Consider the following 17959-nt stretch of genomic DNA (forward strand, 5'->3'; position numbering starts at 1 on the left):
TATCTGCAAGGTGGCCGATAAAGCCAGAACGTATCCGCCGACCAGAAACCGGCCGGCCTGGTTTGCTGCCGTGTTCAGAGAAAAGTTGCTGGAAGCACGGGCGGAAATTCTGGCCCTTAAGAAAAAATATCCGTTTAACCGGTTTTGAGCGGTATTACCACCGGCTGCCTCTTTCGGGTAGCCGGTTTTTCTTTTTTGGGTTTTCGATGGAAATGCCAGCGGAATTTAAAAATTATTTTTATGATTACCGGTTTAAAATGAGAATTTCCTTTGTTCCACCAGTTGGTTGCTCCAATTTAATTTGAAGATTTTTCCCGAATCAATTTGAAAATCTACAATTCAGCACCACCCGCCTTCCTGACCAGGCCGTAGTCCGTCACGTGGACGGTCGTCCTGTAGCCGCCGGTGGTTCGGACGACGGCAAATTTCGGGTATACCTTCTCCACCACGCCGGTAAAGGTTTTCGGGTACAGGCCCGCATTGCTGTCCCTATAGGAAACGGCCACCCTGGAGCCGGGTTTAAGGTTGACCACTGCCATCATCTCCTTCCCGCCTGATTCTGTTTCCCAAAAAAAATAAAACCCCGGTACAGGACCAGGGTCACTGGCAACCAGACAAAAAGCATTTACACGAGCTCATTTACCAGTACCTTCACTTTTCTCAGCGCTTCTGCCAGCTCCGGCGTTTTCTCCACGTCTTCATGCCCCAGCTTCACCAAGCAGTCGGCCAGCCTCCTGCACAGCGCCACGGTTAGTTCCGCCGCGCTTTTTGCCGGTGGACGCTCCCTGAACGGCGCTTCTTCCAGGACCTTTACCGCATTACTGACTACTTCCGGCACCATACGTTTCCTGTTTTCATACTCGGCCCGGGCCTCTTCAAGCAGCCGCCGGATTTCCTCGGCTTTCTCGCCTTCGGCTTTTTCCAGCGCCTTTTCCATCTTCTCCGCCCCCTGCATCGCTTTAACCAGGGGGCGCGACTCCTTTTCCAGCTTCCTTCTCAACTCTCTCGCTCCGGCAACAGTTATCCCCTGCAGGACGTCATTCCTGGCCGCTACTTCCTGCTGTATTTCCGGGGCCAGCCGGGACAGTTCGGCAGCCGCCATCGCAGGAAGTTCCCCGTTTTCAACCCTTTCCCTCAGTTTAGGCACCAGGTTGTTTAAACTGTCATACCTGTTGAGCTGCCGGAGCGAAAGGCCAAAACTTTCGGCAACTTCGGACAAATTGACCGGAGTTTTCGCCAGATCCAGGCGTGCCCCCTGACGGATTCCCAGGTGCTCTTTCAATTTCCGCACGGCACTGCTAATTTCGAGGGGCGATAAATGCCTTCTGGCAATGTTGTCCATAACCATGAATGACAAGGCGTCGTTACTGTCCGGCGCTATATCCCGGATTTCAACGGGCACTTCTTCCAGGCCAATTTCTTTCGCGGCCTCCCATCGCAGGTGCCCGGCCAGTATGGTTTTTCCATCGCTGGCCAGGATTATCGGGTTCTGAATGCCGCGTTCTTTTATGTCGTTTAATATAACGTGCCAGTTATCCGGTTTCCCTGGAAAAAATTCTCCGTTCAGTGGGTGCGGTCTCAGCTCATCAACTTTTTTCTCCATCGGCAGCCCTCCTTTTCCGGGAAGGTTCGACGCCCGGAGAGAAATTCCTTTAAGCCTCAGCTTTTCTGGGTTTCTTCCTGGGTTTTACCGGCTGGGCCTCCAGCCACTGCCGCACCAGGGAACGCAAAACGGGTACGGCGGCCTCTTTATACAGGATCTGCTCCACAACCTTACCTTCGATAACCCTGCCGGTCTTTTTGTTCACGGCGGGGGTTATACTGACTACAGCAAACTCGTTCTCCATCTCCCCGGCTTCCCTGTTCGGCCTGACACCGTGGGCCTTCGCCAGCATCGCCAGCCTCATACCGGTAATCCTGGTCCCGAACTCGAAGGTGAATTTACCGGCCAGCTCTTCCGTGGCGTAGTATTTGACCGTCGGCTGGACTTCCAGCCCGGCCAGGCGGGAGATGACGGCCTTCTGGAAGTCGGCGGGTAGGGGATATTTTTCGACGAAGGCCAAAAGCCGCATATTCTTTTCCCGCTCAGCCTGGACTTGTTCAAGCTCGATCTGTGCCTTTATGCGCTCAATTTTAAGCCTTTCCGTTTCCGCTTCCAGCCGTGCCAGGTCAACGCGGGCGGGGTTGATGGCGTAGCCGGGACCGAGGAAGTAGTCGCGCAGGACGCGGGCGGCTTCGGTCTGGTATCTGATCAATGGCTCTACCGCTTCTGGTTTAACCTTTGACGGGCTGATCCCGGCAAGCCAGAAAGGAAGCATGTCGATATGCAACATAAAAACTTCTCTTCTGTAATTACCATTATTTTCCGTACTGATAAGGGTACTTAAATATTTGTTCTTGTACACAGGGTTGGTTTGAATTTTAATTCTTTGGTTTTGACTTTTCACACCCAACTTCTCGCAAATAGGAGTAACTGCTACATAAATTTCCTGCCTCTTGTTTTCCTCTACGACGGCTGCTACTAATTCATCGTCGTAGAAGCGGACTTTCTGTACTGTAAGAACTTTTACATCTCTGGTTTCACTCATTTCCAATTCCTCCTTAGATTAGATTTTGGTTTTCCAGGGCCGCCTGTCCGGCCCGGCAGGGAAACAAGAGAAAACCCCTGCCTTTACTCCCAATATTTGCCACTGGCAACTTGTCAGATGCAAAATCTAACAGACCGAAAAGTTCTTACCTCCGTGGTAGCGTGCTGGTTGTCCGGCAACAGCCACAGGAATTTCACCTTTTCCAGCACACAGGTTTTTGCCGTAAGCTCGTCGCGCAGCGTCCGGCTTTCCAGAATAACAGCAGGGTTCACAAAAACCACTCCTTTCGATTTCTGTAGATTTGCTTCTTAAAAAAGAGAAGGCCCGCACGGAGCAATTTCCGTACGGGCCTCACTGCTATATCCGCGTGGCCAGGAGCGCGAACTGCACCGGTACGAAGAGCCTGCCGTCCCTGATCTCAGCGGGCGCAGGCATGGGGATTTCGACGCCCCTCACCCACGCTTTGGCCTGGCCGGCCCGGAAAACAGTCACCCGCTCCAGCGTCCTGCCCGGCTTGACCGGCAGGTAAAACTCGTCCAGCACGGGCGGTTCCACCTTCCGGGCAGTCACCACCACGGCACCGGCGGCGTCCACCACCAGATCCGCGCCGTTGGCCTCAGCCATCCACCGGAGGGGCACCATGAAAACGCCCCCGGTTGTGGTGTACGGCGCGGGGCCTTCGTAGGCGAAGGCGGGGACGGCAGCAACCGCCAGGACGGTTAAGGCCAGCAGTAGCGCGAAAACAGCTTTGCCGCGCATGGTGCATTCACCTCCTTCTTTTAACTCTTCCCATAAAAAAAGAAAAACCCGGTCCACTACTGGACCGAGTTACATCAGCCCCTGAGAAACAGCGTCAAGCCAGTTTACTAGTCTAGGTAAGCGGTACCGGCAATCCCTGTGTTGGTAATTGTAAACCCGCCCGAGGGGGACGACGTGACAGCGGAAAAGCAGTTCTGCGGCTTTGAAAAGCTGATAGACTCCACCACGCCCTTTTGTACCAGTATGCACGGGCTGCCGTCCCCAACGTAGGCGAACGGCGTGGCCCTCACTTTGACGACTTGCCCGTTGCTGTCTACGCTAATTCTCGCATTACCGCCGGGAATACGGTTGATGGTCAAGGTCTGGCCGGGTGCTAGTGTGAACGTGCGGACAGTGCCTCCGGCCAGCCTTTCGGACACCGTTATCGCGTGCCCGGAACGGGCGGACCCGGTAATAACGTATTCAGGTTTTTTGGTGCAGGCCGAAGCCGCTATCCCGGCCAACCCCGCCAGGATCACGACAAGTAAGATTACAACGGGTAAACGCTTTTTCATGGGAACAGTTCACTCCCTTTAAATTTAATTTTGGGGCACGGCTTTCCTGTTGCACCCCCTTTGCTGCCCGATTTGCCCTTATAAAAAAGAAACCGGCCGGGCAGCTTTTCCAGCCGGGTTTCAAGGTAGTTGTGTACAAATACATCAAGGTAGGTGCACACAAATTTTACAGGGGTGTGTGCAACTCTCTATAAAAGCTGCACAAAACACCCTGTAAAAAGTCACCTGCCCGCGACCAGCCTGGACACATAATCCCACCCCGCCGTGATGTACCCGGCAGCCTCGTGAAGTACGGGTATTTGCCCGCCGGTAAGGTAATTGGCGGCCAAAACGGTTACGGTCACGAAACAGAGGATACCCGCCGCCCAGAGCAGGCTCTCCACCGTCCACCAGATAAGCGCGTAGGTACGCCAGAGCGCCCTGCACACCCGTTTCAGACCGGCGGCCACGTCCCGCATGTCCACGGCTGGTTTTGCGCGGGTGGGTCCGCCTTCCGCAGCCGTCCGGTTCGTTTTAATTTCCTGTGCTTTTACGTCCATACCCATCTCTCCTTTACCCGGGTTTTCAGGCCCGACAGGGTTATGCCGGGCCTGCGGAATCAACAACAATAGACTTGTTTTTGGAAAGGTTCCGGTACTTCCGAACATGCGCCGTGACCGTCCCGGCAAACCCCGTCGGGAGTTCAACCAGCCCGGTCTCGCCTTTCGCCAGGGTCACTTCAGCCAGTGTGCTAGTGCCCGTTCGAAGTTGCGCCGTTACTTGTTCTGGCCCCCGTTTCGGCTCGTAAGTGACGTTCACCACGCCCGGCCCGGCTTCAGCCAGGGACAGGGACACGTACACCGCCCGGAGTGGAGGCAACAACAGCAGCCATTTCTTCCGGGTTAGGAAGGCCGCGCCTGCCAGCGCTACGCCGGTTATCACGACAGCAGCCTTCCCGCCGTGTCCGGGCGGCGGAGACGGTTCAGGTTGCGGCTTCGGCTCCGGTTCGGCAGTTTTAACCTTGTCCAACCAGGCTTGCGCGGAAGCCGGGCAGAAGGGGAAGCCGAAGGAAGGACCACGGACAGTGCCGGAAGTAACTTCAGGCATTTGATAGGACAGATGCATTGTGCCGTCCATCAGGCCGCCGTCGGCAGCCTGGTATCCCCAAACGTCGCGGTACCGGTAATAGTCATCCTGAAGTTGTTCTGTCGCTTTTTTATTCAGCACGATATTTCCCGTAGCCGACAGACTGTACGGCAAAGTGTATCTTATTTTGAAATCAGGAAATTTTATAACCGGCTTTCCTGAAACGGCGCTATCGACGTGTATCACTTCTTTTCTACCGCCGATGTCGGCGACAACATCACTGTTTCCGAAAAGCGTGACTGCCATCAGACCGAAACTGTATTTCTTATCGCCACCTTTAAGGTTATAACTACCTGGGTTTACAATCGGTGTAAATCGTGCCGTTTCTAAGTCTGATTTAACCATCTGCCCGTAAACCTTCACCCCCTCCGGGATGTGAATGGTTACGCGATCACTGCCCCAAAAGTCGTAAGCGTACAGGATACCTCCCTTGTAAAAAACCGTACTTTGCATTTGTATTTCGTCGTCCGCCCATGCTGCCAGCGGCATAACCACCAGCAGCGCCGTGATAAATAATAACAACAGTGATGATGCTTTGTTTTTGCGCATTTAAAAACCCCCTTCTTTGGATTGATTTCGGGGGCGGCGGCCCGTCTCGCACCCTCCCTTCCCAGCCTGATTACCGCCCCTATAAAAAAGAAAAGCCCGGCCTTTTCAGCCGGGCGCACTTCGGACAATTTGACCGATGTCAGTTCTGCGCGAAGTCCTCCGGTTCCAGCGTGTCCGCCCTGCCAGCCAGCACTGCCTTCCGCACCGCCTGCTCCACCAGCTTCCGGGCGTAGCGCCCGTTCCCGGCGGTCCCGATGTCCACCTGCCTGAACACCTCCAGCAGGACGGGTTCCGCGCTGTCACCAAACCGGAAGCCCTGCTTCCTGGCCTCCAGCCGGGCAATTTCCACCAGTTCTTCAGGCGTATAGTCGGGAAACTCGCAAGTGAACGCTATCCGGCTTTCAAGGCCGCTGTTCAGGGTGAACAGGTCCTGCATTTCCCTGGTGTAACCGGCCAGGATCACCACCAGTTTGTCCCTGTGGTCCTCCATAGCCTTTATGATGGCGTCCAGTGCTTCGGCCCCGAAGTCCTGCGGGCCGCCACGGGCCAGGGAGTAGGCTTCGTCGATAAACAGCACTCCGCCCATAGCCCTGTCCAGCACTTCCCGCACCTTCTGCGCCGTCTGGCCCACGTAGCCCGCCACCAGGCCGGAGCGGTCAACTTCCACCAAATGACCCGAAGGCAAAGCGCCCAGGGCCGCCAGCAGTTCTCCTACCAGGCGGGCAACGGTGGTCTTGCCCGTGCCGGGGTTTCCTAAAAAGCACATGTGCATGGACTGCTTCAGGGGCGGCAGGCCCTTCTCCCGGCGGGCGACATTGGCCTTCGCCACGGCTTCCACTTCGCGGAGGAAGGATTTCACGCTGGAGAGGCCCACCAGGGAGTTGATCTCGGCCCATATCTCGTCCAAGGAGCGGGCCTTTTGAATCGTCTGACCAACAGCGGCAGCAACATCGGTATCGGTAATTACAGCGGCAGCAGGGTCACGCTCAATGGCCGCTGATATGGCCTTCTCCACCACGTTCCGGGCGTAGCGCCCGTTCCCGAGTTTCCCGATCTGCCCCTCCACCTGCCGGAAGTGGGCCAGGAGTGCGGTCTGCGTGTCGTCGGCCAGGGCAAACCCCTGGCCTTTCGCCACCAGCGCGGCAATTTGGGCCAGCTCGTCGGCCCTGTAGTCGTCAAAGGCGATTATTTGGCCGATTCTGGACTTGAAGCCTTCGTTCACCTTATTGAGCTTTTCCACCACGTCCGAATACCCGGCCACGATGACCACCAGGCGGTCCCGGTGGTTCTCCATAGCCTGGATCAGCTCCGTGATTGCCTCACTGCCGAAACCCCGGTCGGCCAGTTCATACGCTTCGTCGATGAACAGCACGCCGTCCAGGGCCTTCTCGATGACTTTCCGTGCCGCCCCGCTGGTCTGCCCCACGTAACCGGCCACCAGGTCAGACTTGCTGGCCGTGACCAGGTGACCGCTGTTCAGCAGGCCCAGACCGGCGAAAAGCTCCCCGATGAGCTTCGCAACGGTGGTCTTGCCCGTGCCGGGGTTGCCAGTAAAGGCCATGTGCAGGCTTTGTTTCAGGGGCGGTAAACCCTGCTCCCTTCTCTTCACCTGCGCCTCGGCTAAAGCCATAAGCCTCCGCACCTGCTGCTTCACCCCTGCCAGCCCCGGCATGGCGTCCAGCTCGGCCAGCACTTCTTCTACCGGGCGGGCGTTCACCTGCGCGCCCCTGCCGGTGACGTCCTTCAAGGCGTCCAGCACGTGCTGTCGGGTGATTTCGGCATTTTCCTTCGCCGCGAACAGGGCCGCCCGGTCAACTGCCGCCCGTATCCCGGCGGGGGATATGCCGTCCGTGACGCGGGCCAGGTACTTCAGGTCGTCCCTGCTCAGGCTGTTGGGCCTACCCTGCAGGTACAGCTCGAACAGCTTCAGCCTGGCCTTCTCGTCCGGGTTGCCGATCTCCACCTTCAGGTCGAAGCGGCCAGGGCGGGTCAACGCTTCATCTAAGGTGTCCGGCCTGTTTGTGGCCGCAATGACGAACACCCCGTCACTGCCGGAGAAACCGTCCAGGCAGGCTAAAAGGGTATTTATAGCCAGGTCGGACGGGCTGTTGATTGAATGCCCGGTGCGCTTCTGCCCTATCGCATCAAATTCATCGAAGAAGATGACGCTGGGCTGGTTGGCCTTCGCGTGGGCGAACAAGTTCCGGATATTCTCTTCCGTGCCGCCCACGTAGCCGGAAATGATACTGCTGGCGTTCACCACGTAGAACGCCGTGCCGAACATCTCCGCCGCCGCCCGCGCGAAGCTGGTCTTGCCGGTACCGGGAGGGCCGTACAGGAGCAATCCCTTCGGGGGCCTGATCCCGTACCGCTGGAATTTCTCCCGCTGCGCCGGGTCCAGGGCGGCAGTGAGCGCGTCCCTGGTGGCCTCCTTAGCCTTCTCCAGGCCGATTATGCGGTCAAACGCCGCAGGGTCGGGCTGTTTCTTCGGGAAGTATTCCACACCTGCAGGCAGCCGGTTCCCACCGGCCAGCGGCTGGCCCTGCGGGACGCCTTCCGGCTGGGGTTGGGAGAGCGCGTCCTCCGGGACGGGCGGGAGGAACCGGTACTCGTAAAGCGCACCGGCCCCCACCATGAGCACTGCCGCCGCGCCCGCCAGCCCGGTTTGCAAGAGGGCCACGAGAAGCAGCCCCACCAGGGCCGAAAAGGACACCGGCCAGTGGCGGCACGCAAAGTCCGCCGCCCGCAGGACGTAGTAGGCGCTGGTGTCCAGCCAGTCGGGTTGGGCGTACTGGGGGTTCCTGTTCATTACTCACTCACCTTCCTCGTGATCAGAATCCTGAAGTGCCGCTTCCACGTAGGCCAGGCCGAGGGGTAGCGGCTGAAAAACCGGTACGTGACGGCTGCGGAAAATACCGTTACGCCGACCAGAAACGCAAGGAAGCCGTTGCGTGTGGCCCCGGAGACCAGGGACCACGCTATCAGACCGGCTCCCAGGGGCCACGCCTGGATGTAGAGGAACATGAACGCCCGCATCATCAGCTCCAGCAGTGCGCCGAAACCAAACATGCCCACCACTCCTTTACGGGATACTAAAAACCAGTTCGGACATGACGCATTCTTTCACTGGGTTAAAATTACTTATGACACCGTGATAGAAACTGCCATCATCCGGCTGCTCACGGATGATGTACTGACACGTCCACTGTTGTCCCACGGGCTGGTATGGGTTATTGATGTCCCTTTTCACCGTGAGCATGTCGTCCGGCCCCGCGGTGAACGTGAACGATTCCCCCGGGTTGAGTTTAGCGTGTTCCGGCGGGGAAGTGCGGTCGGAATGCGTCACATCTACCAGCAGGGGGAAGTCGCCGCCGGAATAAGTCAGGACATAGGTTTGCTTGCCGGTAGTACTATTCTGCTGAACCTGCTGAATTTGCTGGACCGCACCCTTCACCGCGCCGGTCGCCGCCTTTGAAGCCGTAGAAGCGGTTTTCATTGCAGCGTGTACTGTAAAAACTGTTAGGATGGCGGCCACCAGGACGGCGACCGCCAGGACGGTTTTACTTTGCAGCCTGAGTTTCATTTTTGCCATCTCCTTTCAGGGTAAAGTTCAGGTCGGCTAAAACCACCGGCATGAACGGCCCGTACTGGTCCGTAGTGCTGGTGTAGCCGTCTTTTTCAACCTTCTTCCCGTGAGTAGCCAGCTTGACCACCATCTGGCTTTTACCGGTCAGGTCGATGGTCACCGACTCGTCGCGGGACACCAGGTTGTCCTTTGCGATGTCCCGGCTCAGGGCATTTTCCCTGTCCACGCTGATCTCCAGGGCCGTCCCGTAGGCGTACCCGTTCAGGTTGCCCATGTTGTTCGGCTGCGCCAGGGTGAAGCTGACGGACTTATACCGCCCGCCCAGGGGGAAGACGATTGACGCGGAATAGTCGCTCCCGCTGTTCTTGCCGGGCCGTATCAGCAGGCCGGGTTTGGAATAGTCCGTACCGGCCAGGGACGTCCCGTTAAACAGGACCAGTTCCACCGGACCGGCAACCTGCGGGTAAATACCCTGCCAGCTCACCACGGCCTGACCGCCGGACTGCTGCTGTTCCTGCTGCTGTTGTGTCTGTTGCTGTTGTGCCTGCTGCGGTTGTTGTTGTGGTTGCGGCTGCTGTTGTGGTTGTTGTTGCGGTCGTTCCTCCCGCTGCGCGGCCTGCTCCTGGCGCACCGGCTGGCTGACCGGTTGACTGACCGGCGGGTTCGGGTGTACCCTGCTGATAAGGGTAATCACTATCACCAGCAGGGCGAACAGTCCTATCCCCCCGACGAAAACCAGGTGGGGGGACTTCTGCCAGAGTGTTTTTATCCTGTCTACTGTTTCCTGGATAAATTTTCGTACAGCTTCCAATGACGTTCCCTCCTTTACTGTATCAGGTCGCCCCGGTCGTCGGTGCGGTACGTCACGGGTTTCTCCGGCGTGACCGTACCGCTAACCCGGTGCCTGCCGATGGAGATCTCTCCCCGGTAGCTCACGGGTCCGGGGTCCGGCGTGCTGATGGTAACCGTACCGTTGCGGCAGTAAAAGACGCAGGGGGCCTGGTACGTCCTGGTGCCGCTGGCGTCCGTCACTGTGACGATTAGTCTACCCCCTGACGCCTGTATGCTGGACTTCAGGACCGGGGCTGACTGCCCCTGTATCGCGCCGAAAATAAGGACCAGGGCCAGCAGGAGTGCCGCCCCCAGGCCGACCAGCCCGCCCAGCCCCTTCTTCGGCGGTCCCGGCGCTTCTGCCTGCTCCCGCCGCTGTCCCTGCACCGCTTTGTTCTTTGTTTCAGTTTTCACTTCCAGCCCACCCTCCTTTTTTTATGGTCCTGCTGGGCCGGGGAGAAACCCGGCCCGAACAGGCGAAAGTTTACCGTCCCAACAGGTCCCTGATCAACATCACGACCAACTGCCAGCCGCCCAGGATTATCAGGGCACCTACCGCCACTGCGACGAGCAACTTTTTGCCCTGTTCCCGGGCAACCATGAAAACTATGCCCGCCACTATCAGCATCACGACCACCAGGGCGCTGCCTATCGCGGTCAGCCGCTCCTGCAGGCCCTGCAGGAAGCTGGTCGTGGTCTGCTGCGGCGCAGTGGTCACCACCGGGGGCGCGGTCTGCTGCGCGGCGGAATCGGTTTCCGTGGCGAGAGCAGGAGCCGCAACCAGGGCGAGGACCATGAGTGCGAGAATTGCGACGGCCATTGCTTTTTGCATTGCCTTTTCACCTCCTTCCGAAAACTTTTCCAGAGCCGCCCGGCTTGATTACACCCCTCCTTCCCGCCGGAAAAGCTGGCCCCTATAAAAGAAAAAGTCCGGCCTTTTCAGCCGGACGTTATCTACGCCAGCCTGCCGCCCCGCAGCCGCAGGTGCAGCTTTTTCTTCTCCCTGTCGAAGGCGGTGACCACAGCCGCCACCCTGTCCCCCCGACGGAGCACGCCTCTCAGGGGCGGGGGAGCTATGCCTACCACGCCGGGCTTGATCTCCAGGAACACCATTTTCTCAGCCTGCCCCACCACGGCACCGGCCACCACGTCCCCGCGCTTGTAGACCAGGCCCTCCCACGGGTCGGGTCCAGCGTCCACCAGGGACAGCTTCAGCGTCCCGGTCTGCGGGTCCACGTGGACCACCTTCGCCTTCACCGCCTGGCCGGGGCGGAACAGCTCATTCAGCCGGTGCGCCCTGCTCCTGGTGGCCAGCTTCCTGGGCACCTCCGCCAGAACGCCCCCGCCCGCGTCCACCACCAGGGATGCGGGCTTATTGTTCGCCGGGTCCGGCGGCAGGACGGCCTTCACCACGGCGTCGATAACCATGTCGGGCTTCAGCGCCTGGAACAGCCTCTCCTGGGCGTCCGCGATGGCCTCCCTCCGGGAGCAGGCCGCCACGCCGTTCTCCTTATCCAGACCCCTGATTTTGACCAGCACCTTCTGCCCCACAAACCTGGGCATCAGGGAAGCATCCGCCAGGCCGGTCTCAGAGGCGGGCACCACGCCCTTAATACCATCCCCCAGGTCCAGCTCCCAAACTGCCGTGTCCAGGTTCTCCGGCCAGGTCACCTTCTCCACCACGGCTTCCACCGGGACGCCGCGCTCCTTGGCGAAATAAAGGTACTCCCAGCGGTCGGCCACGACTTCATAACCTTCAGGTTTCGGAATAAACACAATACCTCACTCCCCTTTCACTTGCTAATAGTTATCATCAGCGCCACAACCATCCAGCTTACCGCCGCAACGATATGCTCACGATAATCCTGCCCGGTCACCACCTCCCCTCTGTAGTGTCGTTTCCCAGTTCGTCCCTCCACCTCAGCGGCCCAGGTGTTCCACCGCTCCAGCTTCCCCTTCACCCGTCCCGGCAGGAAGTCAGGCAGGGGAAGTTTCGGCAGCCACACCCGGAACGGCCTCACCCCGGATTTCGTCATGGCGTCCAGGACTAAATGCGACACCGCCCCCAGGACGCCGGAGAGCATCAGCAGCGGGACGCCCAGGAAAAGGCCCGCCAGCAGGCCCAAAAACAGGCCAGCGGGCAGGCAGAACATCACCGTGTGGGTGGGGCTGTCCCGGTGGCCCCATCTTTCTTCCAGCACGACCGCCAGCGGGCGGATTTTCCGGCCCAGTTTCGAGCCGGGGTGGTCTATGTCGGCCAGCAGGCCCGCTATCCCGCCCACCACGGCCCCGGCAGCTGGCTGTCCGGTTAAAGCGCCCACCGCCGCGCCCAGGGCGGCCCCGGCCGCGAAGTGCGTCGAACCGGTCACGTATAAATCACCCCTTTTTTAAAAATTCCAGTAACCAGTCAGCTAGCTGACTGAAAGCACCTCTTTTTTAAAAAAATGCCCGACCCTTCACTGGGCCGGGCCAAACAGGTCGTCGAGCCAGTCCCTGTCCTCGTCGCCGCCGGTGCCAGCAGTATCAGCCCTGCTCCCTTTCTTCTCGCCCCCGCGCCTCCTGTCCCTGTCCGGCTTCGGTGCCTCTTCTATCTCCGGCATCTCCGGCAGCTCTAATTTAAAGTCCTTCTTCGGGGCCACGTCCGCCAGTGTAGAAACTGCCAGCTCCTTTATCTCCTTCGCCTGCGGCAGCTCTTCCCAACCGAGCTTTTGCAGGTACAGCGGATAGCACCAGCGCATCAGGCACACCGCCGCCATGGAGTCCATCCCCGCCAGTTCTTGAGGCTCCATCAGGGCTCGGCGGACCACCGTCTCCCGGCGCTTCGCAACGTCCAGCCGGTCCCAGGGCATGGTCACGTCTTTCGATTCGCTGACGCTGTAGACCGCCGCTTCCCCCAGCTGCTGGGAGAAGTACCGTGTGGTGGTGGCGTCGTCGCCTCCCAGGAACAGCCTCACCGGGCAGTTGCCCGTGATGACTTCCAGCTCGTTTGCCCCGTACACGTCCGCCAACTGCCTTACGCTCTGTAGAATGAACTGCACATATATCCCCAGAGACCGGGCGGTAGAGATGATCTCCGTGAAGCCGGGCACCTGACCGATGTTGGCGAACTCGTCCAGCAAAAATCTGGTCGGGTTGGGCAGACTACCCCCATTTTCTGCGGCAAGCTGGTATAAACGCCGGAAGAAGAAGTAGTAGAACGTCGCCAGCACCGGCTTCAGGTGGCCGCTGTTCACCGGTAACACGCAGAACAACGCCGCCCTCTTCCGGCCCAGGGCGCTCATGTCAATCATGTCCCCCGGTGTACCGCTCAGGAGCTTCGCCACCGGCTCCGCCCGGACCACGCCCAGTTTGGCCGTCAGGCCGGAAATCGCGTTGTCGACGTTCGATGACACCGCACCGCGCCATTCTTCCAGCCCCTCCCTGGGCAGCCGCCCGGCCCGGTAAGCCTCCTGGAACCTTTCGTCCAGCGCCTCCACCGGCCACGCCAGCAGGGAGAGCACACTCCTTAAATGCGCCTGTTCCGGCGGGAAGTCGGCCCGGAGCAGGTAGACCAGGGCCTTCAGGAGCTGAATCTCCTTCATCACAAAGTACCCGCTGCTGTCTTTCGCCGCGTTGTGAACAATCGCAGTGGCGAAGGCCGTCACTTCCTCGTCGTCCCTGGCCTCTAAAATCGGGTTCCACCGGTCGCCCCATTCGGAATACTGGAGATTAAATACGTACACGTCATAGCCCTGCGATTTCAGCCACGGGGCCAGCAGGCACGTCAGCTCCCCCTTAGGGTCGGTCACCACTATGCTTTCTCCCGCGCAGGCGGCCGCTATCGCGTTCGGGATGACAAAACTGTACGTCTTCCCGGCACCCGTCCCGGCGGCCACCATCACATGCCCCGGCAGGGGCGGTTTCCCTTTTAAACTGGGCTGCGCCCTCACAATCCGGCCCTTCAACCTGCCCAGGACTATGCCGCCGCCGAACTTGTCCCCCATCCTGGGCGGGCCGAACTCGCAGATGTGGGCTATGTCCCGGTCACCCGCCCACCGCCTGGTGCCCTTGGCCGCGTTTTCGGCCACCCGCAGGCCGTGCACATGTCGCTCATCGTGCAATTCTCCACCCCGCCCGCGGGCCAGGGCCAGCACCGCCCCGCCCAGTGCGCCCAGGACCAGCCCGATTCTGGCCGCCCGGTTGGCCGGGTCCAACCGGTCCATAGTCATCCAGCCAGCTATGTCCAGGGGCACGGCGGGCTTCGTTCCTCCTAAATGCCTTAAAGTGTTTATCAAATCGCCCGCGCTCCAGAACGCCAGCGCCACCCCCACCCCCAGGGCCAGGGGGAACAGGGCGGCAGCCGCACGGCGGGTGTACCGGTACGCCCCGAAAGCCGCCGCCACCACCAGTACACCAACCGGGAGCGCCGCGACCAGGGCCAGCCCTGCAAGCCCTATGACTGCGAAGGTTGCAATTTTCACCTTGTTCATAGTCCATCCCTCCTGTCCTCAGTTGGCTCCCCGGCGAATGGCTTCCACCACTTCCCGGTAGTGCGCCTCCACTCCCGGGTCCGCCGGGTCGCGCTCCACCATCACCAGCAGGGACACCGGGTCGGTACCCCAGTGGCTCACAAACACCCGGTCGGACAGGGCCACCGCTTCCTCCGCCAGGAACTCGTTTGCCCGGCGCTCCACTTCTTCCGCGCCGCCGACGAAAATTTTCAGGATTCGCTCGCGCACTGCCGCGTCACCTCCCCCTTTCTCTTGTCCTCTCTCTCGGCCCGGACGGCAGCAGGAGTTGCAGGTCCTGGATGTCCCGCCTCGTCACCCGGAATACCCGGCTCCTGCCCGTCTGCACGGAGTACCCCTTGGTTTTTACCACCAGGTACGTTTTCCACCTTTCCCCGCGCTGCGGCGGGAGACCACCCGCCCAGTCGAGTACCATATCATGATTTCTCTCCAACAAAAACCCCGCCCGGTTGACCAGGCCCACCGGGTCAGACACCGGCACCTGGAACACTACCACAACCACCTTCGGCATGTTTTTCCCCGCGTAATAGGTTTCCTTCACCCACCATTCACCCGGCGTCATCCGGTCGCGCTCGTCGTTGAACAGCGGGCTGATTCTCCGCAGGAGCCGGAGTATCTCTTCCACCCGGTACAGCGGGAACACCACCACCCGCCACTCCCGGCTCTCCTGAAAGCTAGGCACTCCCCCCACCGCCCTTCAGCCGGTCCACCACCGCCTGCAGCAGCCGGTCCGGGTCCAGGTCCGCCTTCCTGCCGCACGCCACCTGCGCCGCTATCACAGCCGCCGCCCGGGCGTACAGCTTCACTTCCGCCAGGTCGGCCCCCGGGCCAGCCCCCAGCTCCCGGTAAAGGCTGAGTGCTTCCACCAAAATATCCGTCACCGTCCGGCCTTCGTCTTTCGCCTTCTCCTGCGCCCACCGGGCCAGCTTCTCCGGCACCCGGAAGGTCACCCGGACGGTCCTGCCCGTTCTTTTCACCTGCTCCCACCTGCCTTTTCTGTTTTCTTTTCACCGCACCCCCCGGCCCTGCCGGGCCGCCCCCACATACAACCCCAAGGTAGACCGGGCTTCCCGCCTCCCCGGGCACGCCTGCACCAGGCGCCCCGGCACGTCAGCCCACACTGCCGGACGTGTCCGACAGGACCGGCGGCCGGGACTGGGCGGCCTGGTAAGCGTCAGACAACCGGTATATCGCAATATGACGATAAAACGTTGGGCCGCCGGGCGCGTGAGCCCCGGGCACCGGCAGGACACTACCTTGGGGTTTTACGTGGTTGGTGGACGCCGACGCAGGGAGGCGGGGGGTCCGTATAAAAAAAAGAAAACCGGCAACCTGGAATGGGCTGCCGGTATACTGGTTAGTTCACCGCTTCCCGCAGTTCCTTCCCGGCGCGGAAAGCCACCACCTTCCGGGGTGGGATAGTGATAGTTTCCCCGGTGCGAATGTCTCTGCCCTGCCGCTCCCCGCGCTCCTTCACCACGAAGGCCCCAAAGCCCGGGATACGGACTTCCTCACCCCTGGCCACGGCTTCCTGTACCGCTTCCAGCAGGGCGTCCACCGCGCGGGCCGCGTCCTTCTGGGTCATGACAGCCTTTTCGGCTACGGCACGGATTAAATCGGTCTTGGTCACGGCTGTTTTCACCTCCTTTCCCAGGTAATGCCGCTAGTTTCTCAATGGTACAAAACTAGTCACAAACATACTCTTTATGACCGCATTTCGGGCATATATAGTTTCCAGCCCGCACGGAGACGGGTATAAGCACCATCTCTTCGCCACAGTTGGGACAACGCATATCAGCCACCCCTTCCTGATAAACAAAAACCGGCTGTACGGCCGGCTTCAAAACGGAAAAGCGCCGCGAATCTGATTTACAGCGTCATTCACCATCCCGGTAAAGTCAGGAATATCCGGCAGGCCGCCCGTCCCGATAAACTGCGACGCCACGGCGTAAGAGTAATCTAACGCTGCCCAGCCCAGGGTGGGGTTGGTGAGTAGCATGGCGGCAAATACCCACATGCACACATTCGCCACCATACCGGCAAACCTCCCGAATACCGGAGTTAACAGCGCCCACAGAATCATCCAGGCCAGGGCAGCGAAAATAAGCAGGACGGGCAAACCAATGGCAATTTTCTGAAATTGAAACACCATCTGTTGGATAGAATCAAACAGCCCCATGTCGAAATACATTCCCAATTCACCACCTTTCCAGGAATTTTTGTCCGATACCACAAACTAAGAGGCTCACCGCTGCCCCCGCCATCATCACCACCGGCCAGGCCAGCCAAACGAACCAGGCCGACCGGGACGGCTTCAAGTCGCGCAGCCAGTGTGCCGTAGAGAATATGCCGCCGCCCAGGACCACGGCGTACCAGGTCAGGAACCGCTCCGGTCCGGCCAGTATGTAGCACGGCCCGGCAAGCAGGCCCAGTACGGAGGCTAAGACGATTTCGCGCTTCTCGGGCTTCAAGCCACCACCTCCCGGTCACTGCTTCACCACCCAGGCGATAAACCCCACGACCGTCACCGCCAGACCGATTACGCCCAGGCCGATCAGCACCCAGATAAACTGCTCTTTCGCCCCGGCACGCACTGATTCATTTGCGGCAGTGGCCATTTTCAGGCCCAGGAATACCAGCGCCAGCACTGCTATCGCCCCTGCCGTACCGCCTACGGCTTCCCCGATTTTGAGGATCCGGGCCGCCAGCGCCGCTTTGTCCACCTGGGTTATCCCCGTCCCTATGTCCACGTCCCCGGCGGCCCACGCTGCGGCAGGAATGAGCAGGGACAGGGCAATACTTGCTAATACCCCTATCATCTTCCTCATACTCACCCTCACCACTCCCTATGTTTGGTTTTTAATATAACACAGACCTATCAATAGTTTTATTCCTACTCAAAGGCCGATAAAAAATCGTCCGGGTTGGGTATGGTGGCTTCTTTCTGCTGCCCGGTATTGGTTGCCCCGGTGTGTACTGATTCTTCCAGCCGTGCCAGGCGGGCCTCTATGGCGGCCAGGCGGGCGTCCAGGGCGACAAACACCTGCCCTGCGGCCTTACGACCAAATGCCGCCTCCAGCACGGCCCTGGCCACCTTCGCCCGCTGGCCTTCCGGGAGCTTCCAGATGGGGTGGTCTGTCGGGAGCCATATCTCCAGTCGTTTCCGCTTCTCCGCCATGTCCGCTTACACCCCTTTTACCGGTAACCTCAAATCACCTAAAACGCCCGCTGTATACGGCTTTACCGGGCGCATTACTCTTTAATTTTACCGGCAAACTTCAGGGACAGCGCGGTATTGATGGTCCCGCGTGTTTCCTTTACCGGTAAAAACACGTACAGCCAGAGCCGTATATGTCCCATGTTTTCGGCGTTTCATCCCATCTATACCATCCGGCAAAAGAAGGAGAAAGGTTAATCCCTTCTCCTTCTTCCGGTGCTAACAGGGCGGTTGAGTGCGGG

At 59.5% G+C, this 17959-nt stretch carries 25 protein-coding genes; all 25 read right to left on the reverse strand.

Features of this window, described 5'->3' with window-relative positions; genetic code table 11:
• Positions 1-332 precede the first annotated feature (332 nt).
• The 25 genes from BR83_RS0107400 to BR83_RS0107535 all read right to left on the reverse strand — a co-directional run bounded on the left by BR83_RS0107400 (position 333) and on the right by BR83_RS0107535 (position 17678).
• A complete protein-coding gene (locus tag BR83_RS0107400) occupies positions 333-542 on the reverse strand; it encodes a hypothetical protein (RefSeq protein ID WP_456072965.1) in 210 nt (69 codons plus the stop codon).
• Positions 543-625: 83 nt separating this feature from the next.
• Positions 626-1603 carry a ParB/RepB/Spo0J family partition protein gene (locus tag BR83_RS0107410; protein ID WP_027356560.1) on the reverse strand — a complete coding sequence of 326 codons (978 nt, stop codon included), beginning with the start codon at positions 1601-1603 and terminating at the stop codon, positions 626-628.
• A 49-nt stretch (positions 1604-1652) separates the two neighbouring features.
• Positions 1653-2588, reverse strand: coding sequence for a phage antirepressor N-terminal domain-containing protein (locus BR83_RS0107415; protein WP_027356561.1), 936 nt, complete (start codon positions 2586-2588; stop codon positions 1653-1655).
• Between the two features lie 113 nt (positions 2589-2701).
• Complete coding sequence (locus tag BR83_RS17165; RefSeq protein ID WP_157832975.1) at positions 2702-2860, reverse strand: hypothetical protein; 159 nt, start codon at positions 2858-2860, stop codon at positions 2702-2704.
• 85 nt (positions 2861-2945) lie between these two features.
• On the reverse strand, positions 2946-3347 hold the full coding sequence (locus tag BR83_RS0107425; RefSeq protein ID WP_157832976.1) for a stalk domain-containing protein: 402 nt from the start codon (positions 3345-3347) through the stop codon (positions 2946-2948).
• Between the two features lie 107 nt (positions 3348-3454).
• Positions 3455-3901 carry a hypothetical protein gene (locus BR83_RS0107430; protein WP_027356563.1) on the reverse strand — a complete coding sequence of 149 codons (447 nt, stop codon included), beginning with the start codon at positions 3899-3901 and terminating at the stop codon, positions 3455-3457.
• A 221-nt stretch (positions 3902-4122) separates the two neighbouring features.
• Positions 4123-4440, reverse strand: coding sequence for a hypothetical protein (locus tag BR83_RS0107440; protein WP_027356564.1), 318 nt, complete (start codon positions 4438-4440; stop codon positions 4123-4125).
• Between the two features lie 40 nt (positions 4441-4480).
• Entirely contained in the window at positions 4481-5575 is a 1095-nt protein-coding gene (locus tag BR83_RS0107445) for a hypothetical protein (protein ID WP_027356565.1), read from the reverse strand.
• Positions 5576-5714: 139 nt separating this feature from the next.
• On the reverse strand, positions 5715-8384 hold the full coding sequence (locus tag BR83_RS16380; protein ID WP_051618015.1) for an AAA family ATPase: 2670 nt from the start codon (positions 8382-8384) through the stop codon (positions 5715-5717).
• Positions 8384-8644, reverse strand: coding sequence for a hypothetical protein (locus BR83_RS0107455; protein WP_027356566.1), 261 nt, complete (start codon positions 8642-8644; stop codon positions 8384-8386). Before BR83_RS0107455 ends, BR83_RS16380 begins: the two co-directional genes overlap by 1 nt.
• A 13-nt stretch (positions 8645-8657) precedes the next feature.
• Entirely contained in the window at positions 8658-9158 is a 501-nt protein-coding gene (locus BR83_RS0107460; protein WP_027356567.1) for a hypothetical protein, read from the reverse strand.
• Positions 9136-9972 (reverse strand): hypothetical protein, encoded by an 837-nt coding sequence (locus BR83_RS0107465; protein ID WP_027356568.1) that lies wholly within the window; start codon positions 9970-9972, stop codon positions 9136-9138. Before BR83_RS0107465 ends, BR83_RS0107460 begins: the two co-directional genes overlap by 23 nt.
• A 14-nt stretch (positions 9973-9986) precedes the next feature.
• A complete protein-coding gene (locus BR83_RS0107470) occupies positions 9987-10406 on the reverse strand; it encodes a hypothetical protein (RefSeq protein ID WP_027356569.1) in 420 nt (139 codons plus the stop codon).
• Positions 10407-10476: 70 nt separating this feature from the next.
• Positions 10477-10824 (reverse strand): TrbC/VirB2 family protein, encoded by a 348-nt coding sequence (locus BR83_RS0107475; protein ID WP_027356570.1) that lies wholly within the window; start codon positions 10822-10824, stop codon positions 10477-10479.
• Between the two features lie 122 nt (positions 10825-10946).
• Positions 10947-11768 (reverse strand): 30S ribosomal protein S1, encoded by an 822-nt coding sequence (locus tag BR83_RS0107480; protein ID WP_034634723.1) that lies wholly within the window; start codon positions 11766-11768, stop codon positions 10947-10949.
• A 17-nt stretch (positions 11769-11785) separates the two neighbouring features.
• A complete protein-coding gene (locus BR83_RS0107485) occupies positions 11786-12361 on the reverse strand; it encodes a metal-dependent hydrolase (protein WP_027356572.1) in 576 nt (191 codons plus the stop codon).
• A gap of 87 nt (positions 12362-12448) precedes the next feature.
• Positions 12449-14461: a VirD4-like conjugal transfer protein, CD1115 family gene (locus BR83_RS0107490; protein WP_027356573.1), complete on the reverse strand. Its 2013-nt coding sequence runs from the start codon at positions 14459-14461 to the stop codon at positions 12449-12451.
• A gap of 18 nt (positions 14462-14479) precedes the next feature.
• Positions 14480-14710, reverse strand: a complete 231-nt coding sequence (locus BR83_RS0107495) for a hypothetical protein (protein WP_027356574.1) — start codon at positions 14708-14710, stop codon at positions 14480-14482.
• Positions 14711-14717: 7 nt separating this feature from the next.
• Complete coding sequence (locus BR83_RS15315; RefSeq protein ID WP_027356575.1) at positions 14718-15182, reverse strand: hypothetical protein; 465 nt, start codon at positions 15180-15182, stop codon at positions 14718-14720.
• Positions 15175-15477, reverse strand: coding sequence for a ribbon-helix-helix domain-containing protein (locus BR83_RS15320; protein WP_027356576.1), 303 nt, complete (start codon positions 15475-15477; stop codon positions 15175-15177). The genes BR83_RS15315 and BR83_RS15320 overlap by 8 nt, the downstream gene beginning before the upstream one ends.
• A 380-nt stretch (positions 15478-15857) precedes the next feature.
• Positions 15858-16130 (reverse strand): HU family DNA-binding protein, encoded by a 273-nt coding sequence (locus BR83_RS0107515; protein ID WP_027356577.1) that lies wholly within the window; start codon positions 16128-16130, stop codon positions 15858-15860.
• A gap of 210 nt (positions 16131-16340) precedes the next feature.
• Positions 16341-16691: a hypothetical protein gene (locus BR83_RS0107520; RefSeq protein ID WP_027356578.1), complete on the reverse strand. Its 351-nt coding sequence runs from the start codon at positions 16689-16691 to the stop codon at positions 16341-16343.
• A 7-nt stretch (positions 16692-16698) separates the two neighbouring features.
• The gene (locus BR83_RS0107525) at positions 16699-16971 is read right to left on the reverse strand and encodes a hypothetical protein (RefSeq protein ID WP_027356579.1); all 273 of its coding nucleotides are present in this window, start codon (positions 16969-16971) and stop codon (positions 16699-16701) included.
• A 15-nt stretch (positions 16972-16986) separates the two neighbouring features.
• On the reverse strand, positions 16987-17328 hold the full coding sequence (locus tag BR83_RS0107530) for a pilin (protein WP_027356580.1): 342 nt from the start codon (positions 17326-17328) through the stop codon (positions 16987-16989).
• Between the two features lie 65 nt (positions 17329-17393).
• Positions 17394-17678 (reverse strand): hypothetical protein, encoded by a 285-nt coding sequence (locus BR83_RS0107535; RefSeq protein WP_027356581.1) that lies wholly within the window; start codon positions 17676-17678, stop codon positions 17394-17396.
• Positions 17679-17959 lie beyond the last annotated feature (281 nt).

It is taken from the genome of Desulfofundulus thermocisternus DSM 10259 (assembly GCF_000686645.1).
In the GTDB taxonomy this organism is placed as follows: Bacteria; Bacillota; Desulfotomaculia; order Desulfotomaculales; family Desulfovirgulaceae; genus Desulfofundulus; species Desulfofundulus australicus.

Coding starts and splice junctions, on each gene's coding strand:
- BR83_RS0107400 (WP_456072965.1), bottom strand. CDS start 542: ATGATGGCAGTGGTCAACCTTAAACCCGGCTCCAGGGTGGCCGTTTCC.
- BR83_RS0107410 (WP_027356560.1), bottom strand. CDS start 1,603: ATGGAGAAAAAAGTTGATGAGCTGAGACCGCACCCACTGAACGGAGAA.
- BR83_RS0107415 (WP_027356561.1), bottom strand. CDS start 2,588: ATGAGTGAAACCAGAGATGTAAAAGTTCTTACAGTACAGAAAGTCCGC.
- BR83_RS0107425 (WP_157832976.1), bottom strand. CDS start 3,347: ATGCGCGGCAAAGCTGTTTTCGCGCTACTGCTGGCCTTAACCGTCCTG.
- BR83_RS0107430 (WP_027356563.1), bottom strand. CDS start 3,901: ATGAAAAAGCGTTTACCCGTTGTAATCTTACTTGTCGTGATCCTGGCG.
- BR83_RS0107440 (WP_027356564.1), bottom strand. CDS start 4,440: ATGGACGTAAAAGCACAGGAAATTAAAACGAACCGGACGGCTGCGGAA.
- BR83_RS0107445 (WP_027356565.1), bottom strand. CDS start 5,575: ATGCGCAAAAACAAAGCATCATCACTGTTGTTATTATTTATCACGGCG.
- BR83_RS16380 (WP_051618015.1), bottom strand. CDS start 8,384: ATGAACAGGAACCCCCAGTACGCCCAACCCGACTGGCTGGACACCAGC.
- BR83_RS0107455 (WP_027356566.1), bottom strand. CDS start 8,644: ATGTTTGGTTTCGGCGCACTGCTGGAGCTGATGATGCGGGCGTTCATG.
- BR83_RS0107460 (WP_027356567.1), bottom strand. CDS start 9,158: ATGAAACTCAGGCTGCAAAGTAAAACCGTCCTGGCGGTCGCCGTCCTG.
- BR83_RS0107475 (WP_027356570.1), bottom strand. CDS start 10,824: ATGCAAAAAGCAATGGCCGTCGCAATTCTCGCACTCATGGTCCTCGCC.
- BR83_RS0107490 (WP_027356573.1), bottom strand. CDS start 14,461: ATGAACAAGGTGAAAATTGCAACCTTCGCAGTCATAGGGCTTGCAGGG.
- BR83_RS0107520 (WP_027356578.1), bottom strand. CDS start 16,691: ATGTATTTCGACATGGGGCTGTTTGATTCTATCCAACAGATGGTGTTT.
- BR83_RS0107530 (WP_027356580.1), bottom strand. CDS start 17,328: ATGAGGAAGATGATAGGGGTATTAGCAAGTATTGCCCTGTCCCTGCTC.
- BR83_RS0107535 (WP_027356581.1), bottom strand. CDS start 17,678: ATGGCGGAGAAGCGGAAACGACTGGAGATATGGCTCCCGACAGACCAC.